14 protein-coding genes are annotated in these 13,426 nt (G+C 62.6%); 11 read left to right on the top strand and 3 right to left on the bottom strand.

All coding sequences use genetic code 11. From position 1 onward, the window contains the following. Positions 1-87 precede the first annotated feature (87 nt). From JOH52_RS18840 to JOH52_RS18810, 7 genes are all read left to right on the top strand, one after another. Positions 88-525 (top strand): DUF6163 family protein, encoded by a 438-nt coding sequence (locus tag JOH52_RS18840; RefSeq protein ID WP_010969110.1) that lies wholly within the window; start codon positions 88-90, stop codon positions 523-525. Positions 526-655: 130 nt separating this feature from the next. After that, complete coding sequence (gene ldtR / locus JOH52_RS18835; protein WP_003529316.1) at positions 656-1,168, top strand: transcriptional regulator LdtR; 513 nt, start codon at positions 656-658, stop codon at positions 1,166-1,168. A gap of 424 nt (positions 1,169-1,592) precedes the next feature. Beyond that, positions 1,593-2,924, top strand: coding sequence for a L,D-transpeptidase family protein (locus tag JOH52_RS18830; RefSeq protein WP_003529314.1), 1,332 nt, complete (start codon positions 1,593-1,595; stop codon positions 2,922-2,924). A gap of 184 nt (positions 2,925-3,108) precedes the next feature. Beyond that, positions 3,109-4,404, top strand: a complete 1,296-nt coding sequence (gene glyA / locus JOH52_RS18825) for a serine hydroxymethyltransferase (RefSeq protein ID WP_010969111.1) — start codon at positions 3,109-3,111, stop codon at positions 4,402-4,404. A 12-nt stretch (positions 4,405-4,416) separates the two neighbouring features. Beyond that, positions 4,417-4,890: a transcriptional regulator NrdR gene (gene nrdR / locus JOH52_RS18820; protein ID WP_003529310.1), complete on the top strand. Its 474-nt coding sequence runs from the start codon at positions 4,417-4,419 to the stop codon at positions 4,888-4,890. Positions 4,891-4,907: 17 nt separating this feature from the next. Next, positions 4,908-6,113, top strand: coding sequence for a bifunctional diaminohydroxyphosphoribosylaminopyrimidine deaminase/5-amino-6-(5-phosphoribosylamino)uracil reductase RibD (gene ribD, locus JOH52_RS18815; protein WP_003529307.1), 1,206 nt, complete (start codon positions 4,908-4,910; stop codon positions 6,111-6,113). Beyond that, the gene (locus JOH52_RS18810; RefSeq protein ID WP_014529815.1) at positions 6,114-6,734 is read left to right on the top strand and encodes a riboflavin synthase; all 621 of its coding nucleotides are present in this window, start codon (positions 6,114-6,116) and stop codon (positions 6,732-6,734) included. It abuts the gene before it with no gap. 86 nt (positions 6,735-6,820) lie between these two features. Here the strand turns inward: JOH52_RS18810 and JOH52_RS18805 are convergent, their stop codons facing one another. The 3 genes from JOH52_RS18805 to JOH52_RS18795 form a co-directional block, all read right to left on the bottom strand. Next, positions 6,821-7,171, bottom strand: a complete 351-nt coding sequence (locus JOH52_RS18805) for a hypothetical protein (protein WP_003529302.1) — start codon at positions 7,169-7,171, stop codon at positions 6,821-6,823. Positions 7,172-7,584: 413 nt separating this feature from the next. Then, entirely contained in the window at positions 7,585-8,124 is a 540-nt protein-coding gene (locus JOH52_RS18800; protein ID WP_003529300.1) for a GNAT family N-acetyltransferase, read from the bottom strand. 36 nt (positions 8,125-8,160) lie between these two features. Beyond that, positions 8,161-8,664, bottom strand: a complete 504-nt coding sequence (locus tag JOH52_RS18795; RefSeq protein ID WP_107010472.1) for a cupin domain-containing protein — start codon at positions 8,662-8,664, stop codon at positions 8,161-8,163. A gap of 250 nt (positions 8,665-8,914) precedes the next feature. Between JOH52_RS18795 and ribH the strand changes: the two genes are divergently transcribed. The 4 genes from ribH (at position 8,915) to JOH52_RS18775 (ending at position 13,424) form a co-directional block, all read left to right on the top strand. Then, entirely contained in the window at positions 8,915-9,376 is a 462-nt protein-coding gene (gene ribH, locus JOH52_RS18790; protein WP_003529297.1) for a 6,7-dimethyl-8-ribityllumazine synthase, read from the top strand. After that, the gene (nusB, locus tag JOH52_RS18785) at positions 9,373-9,855 is read left to right on the top strand and encodes a transcription antitermination factor NusB (protein ID WP_003529296.1); all 483 of its coding nucleotides are present in this window, start codon (positions 9,373-9,375) and stop codon (positions 9,853-9,855) included. Before ribH ends, nusB begins: the two co-directional genes overlap by 4 nt. A gap of 6 nt (positions 9,856-9,861) precedes the next feature. Beyond that, positions 9,862-11,088: an MFS transporter gene (locus JOH52_RS18780; RefSeq protein WP_014529813.1), complete on the top strand. Its 1,227-nt coding sequence runs from the start codon at positions 9,862-9,864 to the stop codon at positions 11,086-11,088. 200 nt (positions 11,089-11,288) lie between these two features. Further along, positions 11,289-13,424: a sodium-translocating pyrophosphatase gene (locus JOH52_RS18775; RefSeq protein WP_010969115.1), complete on the top strand. Its 2,136-nt coding sequence runs from the start codon at positions 11,289-11,291 to the stop codon at positions 13,422-13,424. Positions 13,425-13,426 lie beyond the last annotated feature (2 nt).

Below are 13,426 nucleotides of genomic sequence, written 5' to 3'. Positions count from 1 at the left end.
GCATTTCTTCCGCCCGTCGAGTGCATCGCGGCGCATTCCCGTCCTTCGCGCTGGTGGTTCGCCGGCGCTCGGCCTATCTTGCCGGCCATGCTTCATGATTCTGTTCATGTGCCGAAACCGTCGCTGACCGAGGTGCTCTTCGCCTGGTTCCTGCGCCTGGTCGGCGCGTCCTGCTTCTGGTTCGCATTGAGCTATTGGGCCATGCTGATCGGCTTTTCCCATAACGGCGCCGGCCGTTTCGATCTTCTGTCGCCGGAGTGGCGCGCGGCCGCCACGGCCCTGGCAGTCGTCTATCCGGTCGCTGCCATCGGGCTCTGGCTTCTGGTCTCCTGGGGGCCGGTCGTCTGGGTGGTTGCCGCCGCGACGGAGATCGCGATGGACAAGTTCTATCCCGGCATCCTCGGCCACCGTCCGTTGCTGATCGTGCTCCACGGATCCGTCGCCGTCACCTTCGTGCTTTTCCGGGCCGCGCTGCTCTATCAGCGACTGCGCCAGGTGCGGAAGGTAAGGGTTGATTCACCCTGAGACAGGCTCGGTCCGCGGTAAGTTCATGTTAAGGCTGCGGTTTAAGTAGAATTTTATACGTATTCGATAGGGTCTCACTCAAGGCGGGAAGACAAAGAGACACCGCCAAACGAAACAGTGAGGCACGAAAATGAACACCAAGATGAAGCCGCAGGTTGTTGCGCCCAGAGACCCGCAGGAAGAAACCATCCGTGGTCTCTACATGGAATCCCTCCACCTCGTCGAGCGCCTGCATCGCCGCCTGCTCGACGTCATCAAGGACGAGTTCGATCGTCAGGGCCGCAGCGACGTCAATGCCGTCCAGGCGCTCCTGCTCTTCAATATCGGAAACTCCGAACTGACTGCCGGCGAACTTCGCTCCCGCGGTTACTATCTGGGCTCGAACGTTTCCTACAACGTCAAGAAACTCGTCGATCTCGGCCTGATCAACCACCAGCGCTCCCGTGTCGACCGCCGTTCGGTCCGCATCAGCCTTACGGAAGAGGGGCAGGAGATCGCCGAAACTGTCGCCAAGCTCTATGAGCGCCATATCGGTTCGATCCAGAAGGTCGGCGGGATCGGCAGCGACGAGTTCACCCAGATGAACAAGCTCCTGCAGCGTCTCGACCGCTTCTGGAACGATCAAATCCTCTATCGCCTCTAATCGGGGCGGGTTTACCTTCAGTCTCAAGGGTCGGGCGCAATCCCTGCGTGTCCGACCTTTGCTGCTTTTCGCGCCATGTAGTTGCAGCGCTGCGCCCCGCCGGCGGCGCGCAGACACGAATTGGCCATATTGCTGTGACAGCGACGCTTGGGTGCGGTAGGTGCGCGATTACGTCCATATGGCGGAGGTCGGTTGCGCGGCTCGCCTGCCGGGGCGGCTCTGTTCGCGGGAACGTGAAGCGATTTGAGGGCCGGGTGGCACGGGGGTTTACCTTTGTTAACCATGACCGTGCTAATGCATGTCGCCCAAAAGCGCACATCGGTTTTGGGACGCGACTTGCATGAATGCAAAGACGTAAAGCGCATCGCGTTATGCGCTTTAGGGCTCGGGCAGCGCGCTTCTGGCGCATTGAGACGGTGGGACTATGTCGAAAAAGAACGGAATTGATGCTTTCTCGCGCCGCGCATTTCTGCGCTCGGCCGCAACCTTCGGTGCCGCCGCATGGGCGGGTGCTGCCGGCGCTCAGGATGCGCTGAACGAAATCATCAATTCGCCGCGTCGCGGCTCCTGGGACGACCAGTTCGACGCAAAGGCTTCGCGTACGGCTACGGCGGTCCTCTCCAACACGCCGGTTTTCGGCCCCGAAACGATCGCACATCTGCAGCAGGCGATCTTCGATTATCAGCAGATCGCATCCGCCGGAGGCTGGCCGATGGTCACGCCTGCGAGCACCCAAAGGCTCGAAATCGGCGTTACCGATCCTTCCGTCCAGCAGTTGCGTCAGCGGCTGATGATCTCCGGCGATCTGCCGCAGTCCGCTGGCATTTCCTCTTCCTTCGACTCCTATGTCGACGGCGCCGTCAAGCGCTTCCAGGCGCGCCATGGCCTTCCGGCGGACGGCGTGATCGGCGAGTATTCCCTGAAGGCCATGAACGTCGACGCCTCGACCCGGCTCGCCCAGCTCGAGACAAACCTGGTGCGGCTTCAGTCGATGTCGGGCGACCTCGGCCGGCGCTACGTCATGGTCAACATTCCTGCGGCCTATATCGAGGCAGTGGAGAACGGCCGCGTCGCGCTGCGCCATACGGCCATCGTCGGCAAGATCGACCGCCAGTCGCCGATCCTCAATTCAAAGATTTACGAGGTCATCCTCAACCCCTACTGGACGGCGCCGCGCTCGATCATCCAGAAGGACATCATGCCGCTGATGCGCAAGGATCCGACCTATCTCGCGCGCAACGCGATCCGCCTTCTCGACGGCAACGGCAACGAAGTGTCGCCGGAAACGATCGACTGGCAGGCCGAGAAGGCGCCGAATCTGATGTTCCGCCAGGATCCCGGCAAGATCAACGCGATGTCCTCGACGAAGATCAACTTCCACAACGAGCATGCCGTCTACATGCACGACACACCGCAGCAGGGCCTGTTCAACAAGCTGATGCGCTTCGAATCGTCCGGCTGCGTGCGCGTTCAGAACGTGCGCGACCTCTCCACCTGGCTGCTCAAGGAAACTCCAGGCTGGGCGCGTCAGCAGATCGAGGCGACGATCAAGTCCGGCGTCAACACGCCGATCAAGCTTGCCGAAGAGGTCCCGGTCTACTTCACCTATATCACCGCCTGGTCGGCAAAAGACCGGGTCGTCCAGTTCCGCGACGACATCTACCAGCGCGACGGTGCGGCCGAACTCGCGCTGCAAACGACGACGGGGATCGAGCAGTCAGCCGGTCCCATCGACGCCGACGCCCTGCCGCAATAGGCAAAAATGCCGCATTCCTCATCAGAGGCCGCGCGTTCATCGAACGCGCGGCTTTTTCAATTGGAGGCGGCTCTGCGAACCCGGCGCGGCGGATGGCGGAAATGACGCAATCCGCATAGCGGATATTGCTCTCCGCGTGCGAGGAAGCTAAAGAACAGCCACCCTTCAGAGGAGCCTCGAGCCGATGCTTTCACAGACCAACGACGCTTTCTTCACCCGCTCTCTCGCCGACAGCGATCCGGAAATCTTCGGTGCGATCGAGAAGGAGCTGGGCCGCCAGCGCCATGAGATCGAGCTGATCGCCTCCGAGAACATCGTTTCACGGGCCGTGCTCGAGGCGCAGGGCTCGATCATGACCAACAAATACGCCGAGGGTTACCCGGGCAAGCGCTATTACGGCGGCTGCCAATATGTCGATATCGCCGAGGCACTCGCGATCGAGCGCGCCAAGAAGCTCTTCGGCGTCAACTTCGCGAACGTGCAACCGAATTCGGGCTCCCAGATGAACCAGGCGGTCTTCCTGGCGCTGCTGCAGCCGGGCGACACCTTCATGGGCCTCGACCTCAATTCCGGCGGCCACCTGACCCATGGGTCCCCGGTGAACATGTCGGGCAAATGGTTCAACGTCGTTTCCTACGGCGTGCGCGAAGACGATCACCTTCTCGACATGGACGAAGTCGCCAGGAAGGCGCGCGAGCAGAAGCCGAAACTGATCATCGCCGGCGGAACGGCCTATTCCCGCATCTGGGACTGGAAGCGCTTCCGCGAGATCGCCGACGAGGTGGGCGCGTGGCTGATGGTCGACATGGCCCACATCGCCGGTCTCGTGGCCGGTGGCCAGCATCCGTCGCCGTTCCCGCACTGCCACGTTGCGACGACGACCACGCACAAGTCCCTGCGCGGCCCCCGCGGCGGCATGATCCTCACCAATGACGAGGAAATCGCCAAGAAGATCAACTCCGCCGTATTCCCCGGTCTCCAGGGTGGGCCGCTGATGCACGTGATTGCCGCCAAGGCCGTCGCGCTTGGCGAGGCGCTGCAGCCCTCCTTCAAGGATTATGCGGCCCAGGTCGTCAAGAACGCCCGCACCCTTGCCGAAACCTTGAAGGCCAACGGCCTGGACATCGTCTCGGGCGGTACCGACAACCACCTGATGCTGGTCGACCTGCGCAAGAAGAATGCGACCGGCAAGCGTGCCGAAGCTGCTCTCGGCCGTGCCTACGTCACCTGCAACAAGAACGGCATTCCCTTCGACCCCGAAAAGCCCTTCGTCACCTCCGGCGTGCGCCTCGGTGCACCGGCCGGTACGACGCGCGGCTTCAAGGAGGCGGAGTTCAAGGAGGTCGGCGAACTGATCGTCGAGGTGCTCGACGGTCTCAAGGCCGCCAATTCCGACGAGGGCAATGCCGCTGTCGAGGCTGGCGTGCGCGAGAAGGTGATCAAGCTCACCGACCGCTTCCCGATGTACGGCTATATGTGATCGGACGGCTGCATGCGCTGCCCCTATTGCGGTTCCGAAGACAGTCAGGTGAAGGATTCCCGTCCGGCGGAGGACGGGAACGCCATTCGCCGCCGCCGCATCTGCCCGGATTGCGGCGGCCGCTTCACGACCTTCGAGCGGGTGCAGCTGCGTGAGCTGATGATCATCAAGAAGACCGGTCGGAAGGTTCCTTTCGACCGGGATAAGCTGCTGCGCTCCTTCGAGATCGCGCTTCGCAAGCGCCCGGTGGATCGCGACCGGATCGAACGGGCGGTGTCGGGCATCGTCCGCCGGCTCGAAAGCTCGGGCGAAACCGAAATTCCCTCGGAGGAAATCGGCCTTCAGGTGCTCGAGGCGTTGAAGAGCCTCGACGACGTTGCCTTCGTGCGCTACGCGTCGGTCTATCGCGATTTCTCCCATGCGGAGGATTTCGAAAAGGTGATCGCCGAGATAAGCGCCAAGATTGCCCGCGATCCGGGCGAATAACCCGGAGAACAAGCGGTATGGGCGAGCCGGCACGTGAAGACGAACGTTTCATGGCGGCGGCGCTGCGGCTTGCAAGGCGCAATCTCGGCCTGACTTCCACCAATCCCTCGGTCGGCTGCATCATCGTCAACAAGGGCACGATCGTCGGCCGAGCCGTGACCGCTCCGGGCGGGCGACCGCACGCGGAAACGCAGGCGCTTGCGGAGGCGGGCGAAAAGGCGAGGGGAGCGACCGCCTATGTCGCCCTCGAACCCTGCTCGCATCATGGCAAGACCCCGCCCTGCGCAGATGCGCTGATCGCCTCGGGGGTCGGCCGTGTCGTCGTTTCCATCCTCGATCCCGATGAACGCGTTGCCGGCCGCGGCGTGGTGATGCTTCGCGGCGCCGGCATTGACGTCGACATAGGCACGCTCCATGAAGAGGGCGGGCGTGTGCTCGAGGCCTACCTCATGCGTCAGCGCAAGAAACGCCCGCATGTGACTCTGAAACTTGCGGTTTCCGCGGACGGCATGATCGGACGGAGAGGCGAGGGGCAGGTGAGGATTTCCGGTGCCGTCTCTCGCGCCCAGGTGCAGGTGTTGCGTGCCGAGACGGACGCGATCCTCGTCGGTATCGGTACGGCCATTGCCGACGATCCGGAACTTACGGTGCGGATGCCAGGGCTGGAGGAGCGCTCTCCGGTCCGGATCGTGCTCGACCGCCGCCTCGATCTGCCGCTCGAGTCGAAATTGGTCCGCACTGCGCGCGACGTTCCGCTGATCGTCGTAACGGGAGACGCGGGCTATCCTTCTTCCCACGAGCAGGGAGCAGGTGCCCGAAGGGCGGATGAGGGGCAGAGCAGTTTGCCCCTCTCCTCGGGTTCGACCCGAGAACCAGTCCTCTCTCCGCTCGCGGAGGCAGGGACCGATTACGACGCCCGTCGAGGAGCCCTCGAAGCTGCGGGGGCCGAGCTGCTGAGCGCCGATACCATCCCAGACCTCCTGGCCGCACTTGCATCCCGGGGCATCTCCTCCCTGCTCGTGGAGGGTGGGGCCAGAGCGGCGCGTTCCTTTCTCGATGCGGATCTGGTGGATCGAATCCTGCTTTTCACCGGTCCGGCAGCCATTGGCGAAGGTGGTATTTCATCCCCATTTCAAAGGACGTCGGTGCCGGAGGGCTTCACGCTTCGCCGCACGGCGCGCTATGGCGACGATATTTTCGAGGATTACGAGAGAGATAGCTGAATGTTTACAGGCATCATCACCGACATCGGTACGGTCGAGAAGGTCACACCTCTCGAGGAAGGCATCAAGCTTCGCGTCGCCACGAATTACGACGCGCAGACGATCGATCTGGGTGCCTCGGTCGCGCATGCCGGCATCTGCCTGACCGTCACGTCACTTCCGGAAGCCGGCAGCAACGAACGCTGGTTCGAGGTCGAGGCATGGGAGGAAGCGCTGAGGCTGACGACGATCGCCGACTGGCGTGAGGGCACGCGCATCAATCTTGAGCGCTCGCTGAAGATCGGCGACGAACTGGGCGGTCACATCGTCTCCGGCCATGTCGACGGCAAAGCGGAGATCCTTGCCGTCGAAGCGGAGGGGGAAGCCGTGCGCTTCCGCCTCAGGGCACCCGAACATCTCGCGAAATTCATCGCGCCCAAGGGCTCGGTGGCGCTCGACGGGACGTCGCTCACCGTGAACAAGGTGGATGGCGTCGAATTCGACGTATTGCTGATCCGACATTCGCTCGAAGTGACGACCTGGGGCGAACGCAAGTCCGGCGATCTCGTCAATTTCGAGGTGGACACGATGGCGCGCTACGCCGCGCGGTTGGCGGAATTCCCGGCTCCCAAGCAGGAATAACGTCTGGCTGAAAGAAATCGCCCGTCAAAACAAGTCCGCCCCCGAAAGTGGGGGCGGACGAGATTGTCGGGTAGCCGGCCGAAAGGTCAGCGGAGGTAGATCGTCAGTCCGCCATCGGCCGCCTGCTTCGCCGCGGCGACGTTGTCCAGTTCGACATTGCGTGCCCTAAGCGAAGCGAGCAGCGGTCTGTTGGCTTCGACAGCGGCTTGCAATGCGGCACGCTGCCCCGGTGTTGCCTTGTCTACTCGCATACGGGTCTGGTTCTGGCGGCTCAACGTATCGACATCGACAACGCGGAAATTGTCGCCCTTGAAGGTGCGCACGGTCTGGTCGATCCGGTCCGGCCAGTTCATTTCGACGCTCGCCGCTTGGGAGATTCCGGCGAAGGTAAGGGCGGAGAGGGTGGCGATGACGGAGATTTTCGCAATGCTGTTCATTGTCATGCTCCTTTTGGTTTTGCGGCTGCCCCAGCGACGATCGGTCACGTGACCTGCCACGGCCGTTTGCTTCTCTGAGGCGCAGCCTGCAGGCCAGCACGGGTCGTTTACGGGTGATGTCGCCCGCAGCGAAGAAAGCTGGACCGTTTCGACTGGTTGGTACTGCGCCTTGTTGTGTCCGACCAGGATCTCGCGCCGTGCCAACGGTCACGAAAGTGGACCGGAATGTGGCCGTTTCGGTGGCGTAAAAGGCTGAAAATAATTAAGAATTGTTCATCTTTCCGCTTTTCCGCGCGGGGCCTGGATCACCATGTTTTGGGTCGGATCGACTTAAGACATGAAGGTGATCGGTTCCAGGAAGTTCAGACGCGGGATGCGAGCGGAAAACCGCACACACTTTTCCTCATACAGCTCTAAGCCTCGGATGCCCTCGACCGCCTTTCGAACATGACCATCGGCCGGCCGTTATAGGTTGTGCGCCAGAATTCCTTGAAACCGTGTTTGAGGGCGACATTGATCGAAGCCTGGTTGCCCGGTTCGATGATGCAGGTCTTTCTCAGCGCGGGAAACTGACGGTCGGCCCAGGCGAGGGCGGCGGTCACGGCTTCCGTCGCCAGGCCGCGGCCGTGGTTTTTTGGAGAAATCGCCCAGCCTGTCTCCATCGTTCCCTCCAGCGAGGGCGTGATCTGGCGATGCGCTTCGTGGAAGCCGGCCTCTCCGATAAAGGCGCCGGTTTGCTTGTCCTGGATCGCGAAAAAGCCGAAGCCGAAGTAGTGCCACATGCCGACCTGGCGCAGGAATCGCGTCCAGGATTGTTCGCGTGTGTAAGGCACGCCGCCGGTATAGCGGGTCACTTCCTCGTCGCCGAAGAGTGCGCAATAGGAAGAAAAGTCGTCGCGCCGGTAGGGGCGCAGGAATAGCCGCTCGGTTTCGATCGTGGGGACGCTGTGCATTGTCGCTCCGCTTATTCTGACAGGGAAGAGTAGAGTTCAGAAGCCCGGTTCACCGTCCCAATAGTCGGCCGCCGAGGGCGCGCGGCCAATGAAGTCGAACGACGCCTGGCCTTCGCCCGGACGCCGGGTCCTTGCCAGGAACTTGCCGGAGTTCGGATATTCGCAGATTTCGGTGGCCGCGATGGTGGAAATGGACAGGTATTTGAGCGGCAGCGTGCCGGTATTGATGAGGTGATGCGCGGTCTCCTGGCCGCCAGCGGGCGCTCCGAGTATGTCGCCTGGTCCGACCGCATGGCGTTCGCTGCCGAAACGGTACGTTCCTTCCCCCTCGAGGATGATGAACAGCTCTTCTTCGACATGGTGGTTATGGAACGGACACCCGGATTTGCCGGGCGGAACCTCGCCGTAGCCGATGCCGATATCCTTGAGACCGAGAAGCGCCCCGAAAGAGACGTCGCTGGATTCGAAGAACGAACCACGGCGCCAGTGGTCGAGCTTCAGGTTCTTCGGATTGACGATGGGCCTTTGCGCGTCCGTCATCGCAGTCGTCCTCCTGGTCGCGTCTCATGCCCGGCTCGACCTCGCGGAATCGGCCTGGGCGCGCTTAAGGATTAGAGACAGTTGACGCCGTTACAAGCGGGTTTGCTGTTCGGCTCCACCAATATCGAAGATTGCGGTACGGCAAATGCCCTTCGGTTAACGGAATTTACTTGCCATTCCGTGCCGGGCATGGTTTGACCGCCGCCTGCACCGGCCAAGTCCGGTCCGAATTTTTCAAGACAGGTGATCCATGGCGAAGATCAAGCCCGTCCACATCCTGATTGTGGAAGCGCGTTTCTATGACGATATGGCCGACGCGATGCTCGATGGAGCGAAACATGCGCTGGATGCGGCCGGCGCCACTTATGATATTGTGACGGTCCCGGGGGCACTGGAAATTCCCGCGGCGATCGCCATGGCGCTCGATGGTGCCGACGAAGGCGGGGCGGAATATGACGGCTTCGTTGCGCTCGGCATGGTGATCCGCGGCGAGACCTACCATTTCGACATCGTCGCCAACGAGTCCGCGCGCGCGCTGATGGATCTCGCCGTCAGCGAGAGCCTGGCGCTCGGCAACGGCATTCTGACGGTCGAGAACGACGAGCAGGCCTGGGCACGGGCCCGCCGTACGGAAGGCGACAAGGGCGGATTCGCCGCGCGCGCCGCCCTGACCATGATCGAACTGAAGCAAAGATTGGGCGCAGAGAAGTGACGAACACCCCTTCGGATCAGCCGCTGAAACAGGTCAACCAGCGTGGCGCCGCGCGCCTTGCAGCCGTTCAGGCGCTTTATCAGATGGATGTCGGCGGGACCGGCGTCCTGGAGATTGTCGCCGAATACGAGGAACATCGCCTCGGCAAGGAACTGGACGGTGACACCTATCTCCGGGCAGACGCGTCCTGGTTCCGCTCGATCGTTGCGGGCGTCGTGCGCGACCAGCGCAAGCTCGATCCGTTGATCGGCTCGGCGCTTCAGGACGATTGGGCGCTTTCCCGGCTCGATTCCACCGTCCGCGCAATCCTGCGCGCCGGCACCTTCGAGATCCTTGAGCGAAAGGATGTGCCGGTTCCGGTGATCGTGACCGAATATGTCGAGATCGCCAAGGCATTCTTCCAGGACGAAGAGCCGAAGCTCGTCAACGCCGTCCTCGACCGGATCGCCAAACAGGTTCGCGGCGACCAGAGAAAGTAAGCGCGGATGGCCGCCGAGCCGGCAGAAATGGGAACGGTCCTCCGCGAGGCACGCCGAAACGTGCAGTTGCTTACCGTCGCCCAGGCACTGCTCGGCGTTGTCGGACCGATCAGTTTTGCAGTCGGCGGCGTTGCCGGCCACCAGTTGCTCGGCGAAGACAAGTCGCTCGCGACGGCGCCGCTCACCGCCTACAATCTCGGCATGGCGCTCGGCGTCGTGCTCGTTGCGGTGTTGTCGCGACTCGTTGGCCGACGCTTCGCCTTCATCGCCGGTGCGTCGATCGCTGCGCTCGGCGGCGTGCTCGCCACGGCTGCACTTTTCCGGGAGAGTTTCTGGTTCTTCGCCTGCGGCCTCGCAGTTCTCGGCGCTTCCAACGGCTTTACGCAGAAGCTCCGCTTTGCCGCAGCCGACGCTTCGCCGTCCTTCTACAAGGCCAAGGCGATTTCCTGGATTCTGGGAGGCGGCATCGTCTCGGCGATCCTCGGACCGCAGATCGTCATTTTCGCGGGCGATTACTTCGCGCCCGTGTGGTTTGCGGGTGCTTTCGTCGCTCTCGTACCGGTCTGCATCGTCGCGCTCTTCTTCTTCGTGCCGCTGCGGCTGCCGGACCACACAACGGCATCGGCCCATCACGAGCAGCCACCCGCGCGTCCGCTGCGCGAGATTGCGGGCAGCCAGCGTTTCATGACGGGAATGATCTGCGGGATTTCCAGCTATGTCCTGATGACCTTCATGATGACGGGCGCGCCCGTCGCCATGGTTGTCGGCTGCGGTTTTTCGAGCGATCTCGCGACGCTCGGAATCCAATGGCATGTGCTTGCGATGTTCGCTCCGAGTTTCGTCACGGGTTGGCTGATCAGCCGCTTCGGCGCCGAACGCATCGTCGCCTGTGGTCTCCTCCTGCTGATGGCCTGCGCTGCCGTGGCTCACCTCGGTGTCGCACTCTGGAATTTCTGGGGCGCGCTGTCACTGCTCGGCCTCGGCTGGAATTTCGGGTTCATCGGCTCCACGGCGATCGTCGCGCAGAGTTACCGGCCGCATGAGGCAGACAAGGTCCAGGGCTTTCACGATATCGTTCTCTTCTCAGCCGTCGCTTGTTCTTCCTTCGCGTCCGGCAAGGTGCTTTCCGGCTATGGTTGGGACATGCTGAGCGCGGCTGTCTGGCCGGTGGCCGGTTTCTGCCTTCTTCTCCTTCTCCCGCTCATGCGCGCAGGCAAGCAGGCTACCGCCTGAAAGCCTGTTTTACCCGAACGCTTCCCGGACCCTGAAAAGGCCGGCATGCGGGCAATTTCAGGGGCTTGACGATCCACATCGGCAACAGCACTCTGGCCGCGCCGCGAAAACGCGTCGCTTGAGGAGGCGGCGCGTGATTCGCGGAGAGAGGGGCCTGCGGCAGGGATGAGCCCGCAGGTTGTAACGGAGGAAAGTGCGAAATGACCATATTGTTGGGCGTTATCGCATGCGGGTTGCTTTCGGTGGTCTATGCCATCTGGGCGACAAAGTCGGTGCTTGCCGCCGACCAGGGGAATGCCCGCATGCAAGAAATCGCAGGTTTTATCAGAGAGGGGGCGCAGGCCTACCTCACGCGTCAGTACACAACCATTGCCATAGTCGGTGTCGTCGTCTTCATCGCCGCATGGCTCCTGTTGTCGGGTGCAGCTGCCATCGGCTTCCTTATCGGTGCGGTGCTCTCAGGTGCCGCGGGCTTCATCGGCATGCATGTTTCGGTCAGGGCCAACGTCCGTACGGCCCAGGCCGCCTCAGTCAGTCTCGCCTCCGGTCTCGACATCGCATTCAAATCCGGTGCAATCACCGGCATGCTGGTGGCCGGCCTCGCCCTCCTGGGCGTCTCGGTCTACTACCTCATACTCACCGCAGGCCTCGGGCATGAGCCTGCCGCGCGCGAGGTCATCGATGCGCTTGTCGCGCTCGGCTTCGGGGCGTCGCTGATTTCGATCTTCGCCCGTCTCGGCGGCGGCATCTTCACGAAAGGCGCCGATGTCGGCGGCGACCTCGTCGGCAAGGTCGAAGCAGGCATCCCCGAGGACGACCCGCGCAACCCGGCGACAATCGCCGACAACGTCGGCGACAATGTCGGCGACTGCGCCGGCATGGCCGCCGACCTCTTCGAGACCTATGCGGTCTCCGTCGTGGCGACGATGGTGCTTGCATCGATCTTCTTCGCCGGAGCCCCGGTGCTCGCAACCGTCATGACCTATCCGCTGGCGATCTGCGCGGCCTGCATCATCACCTCGATCATCGGCACTTTCTTCGTCAAGCTCGGCGCCAACGCCTCGATCATGGGCGCGCTCTATCGCGGGCTGATCGTTACGGGCGCTCTTTCGATCCTCGGCCTTGGCGCTGCGACATCGCTGACGATCGGATGGGGTTCGATCGGAACCGTCGCGGGCATGGACATCACCGGCTGGAACCTGTTTCTCTGCGGCATCATCGGCCTTATCGTCACCGCGCTGATCGTCGTGATCACCGAATATTATACGGGGACGAACAAGCGGCCGGTGAACTCGATCGCGCAGGCATCGGTTACCGGCCACGGCACCAACGTGATCCAGGGCCTCGCCGTGTCCCTCGAATCGACCGCCTTGCCGGCCATTGTCATCGTCGGCGGCATCATCGCGACCTATCAGTTCGCCGGCCTCTTCGGGACGGCCATCGCCGTGACCGCCATGCTCGGTCTTGCCGGCATGATCGTAGCGCTCGACGCCTTCGGTCCCGTGACCGACAATGCCGGCGGCATCGCCGAGATGTCGCATCTGCCGCCCGAGGTGCGCAAGTCGACCGATGCATTGGACGCCGTCGGCAACACCACCAAGGCCGTGACGAAGGGTTACGCGATCGGTTCAGCGGGGCTTGGTGCCCTGGTGCTCTTCGCCGCCTATTCCAACGACCTCGCCTATTTCGCTGCCAATGGCGACAAGCATCCCTATTTCGCCGACGTCGGGACGATCTCCTTCGACCTGTCCAATCCTTACGTCGTCGCCGGGCTGATCTTCGGCGGTCTCATTCCCTATCTCTTCGGCGGCATCGCGATGACCGCCGTCGGCCGTGCCGGGAGCGCCGTCGTGGAGGAGGTTCGTCGCCAGTTCAAGGAAAAGCCGGGCATCATGGAAGGCAAGGATCGGCCGGACTATGGCCGGGCCGTCGACATGCTGACGAAGGCGGCGATCCGCGAAATGATCATCCCGTCGCTGCTGCCGGTGCTGGCGCCGATCGTCGTCTATTTCGGCGTGCTGCTGATCTCCGGCTCGAAGGCGTCCGCCTTCGCGGCGCTCGGTGCCTCGCTCCTCGGCGTGATCGTCAACGGCCTTTTCGTGGCCATCTCGATGACGTCCGGCGGCGGTGCCTGGGACAATGCGAAGAAGAGCTTCGAGGACGGCTTCGTCGACCGCAACGGCACGCGCCACATGAAGGGATCCGAAGCGCACAAGGCCTCGGTGACGGGTGACACCGTCGGCGATCCCTACAAGGATACGGCCGGTCCGGCGGTTAACCCCGCGATCAAGATCACCAACATCGTGGCCCTTCTCCTGCTCGCCGTTCTGGCCTGACG

Source organism: Sinorhizobium meliloti (genome assembly GCF_017876815.1).
Lineage (GTDB): Bacteria > Pseudomonadota > Alphaproteobacteria > Rhizobiales > Rhizobiaceae > Sinorhizobium > Sinorhizobium meliloti.
Note: the sequence above shows the minus strand (reverse complement) of the source record. Positions and strands in the feature narration are given on the sequence as shown.

Coding starts and splice junctions, on each gene's coding strand:
- JOH52_RS18840 (WP_010969110.1), top strand. CDS start 88: ATGCTTCATGATTCTGTTCATGTGCCGAAACCGTCGCTGACCGAGGTG.
- ldtR (WP_003529316.1), top strand. CDS start 656: ATGAACACCAAGATGAAGCCGCAGGTTGTTGCGCCCAGAGACCCGCAG.
- JOH52_RS18830 (WP_003529314.1), top strand. CDS start 1,593: ATGTCGAAAAAGAACGGAATTGATGCTTTCTCGCGCCGCGCATTTCTG.
- glyA (WP_010969111.1), top strand. CDS start 3,109: ATGCTTTCACAGACCAACGACGCTTTCTTCACCCGCTCTCTCGCCGAC.
- nrdR (WP_003529310.1), top strand. CDS start 4,417: ATGCGCTGCCCCTATTGCGGTTCCGAAGACAGTCAGGTGAAGGATTCC.
- ribD (WP_003529307.1), top strand. CDS start 4,908: ATGGGCGAGCCGGCACGTGAAGACGAACGTTTCATGGCGGCGGCGCTG.
- JOH52_RS18810 (WP_014529815.1), top strand. CDS start 6,114: ATGTTTACAGGCATCATCACCGACATCGGTACGGTCGAGAAGGTCACA.
- JOH52_RS18805 (WP_003529302.1), bottom strand. CDS start 7,171: ATGAACAGCATTGCGAAAATCTCCGTCATCGCCACCCTCTCCGCCCTT.
- JOH52_RS18800 (WP_003529300.1), bottom strand. CDS start 8,124: ATGCACAGCGTCCCCACGATCGAAACCGAGCGGCTATTCCTGCGCCCC.
- JOH52_RS18795 (WP_107010472.1), bottom strand. CDS start 8,664: ATGACGGACGCGCAAAGGCCCATCGTCAATCCGAAGAACCTGAAGCTC.
- ribH (WP_003529297.1), top strand. CDS start 8,915: ATGGCGAAGATCAAGCCCGTCCACATCCTGATTGTGGAAGCGCGTTTC.
- JOH52_RS18780 (WP_014529813.1), top strand. CDS start 9,862: ATGGCCGCCGAGCCGGCAGAAATGGGAACGGTCCTCCGCGAGGCACGC.
- JOH52_RS18775 (WP_010969115.1), top strand. CDS start 11,289: ATGACCATATTGTTGGGCGTTATCGCATGCGGGTTGCTTTCGGTGGTC.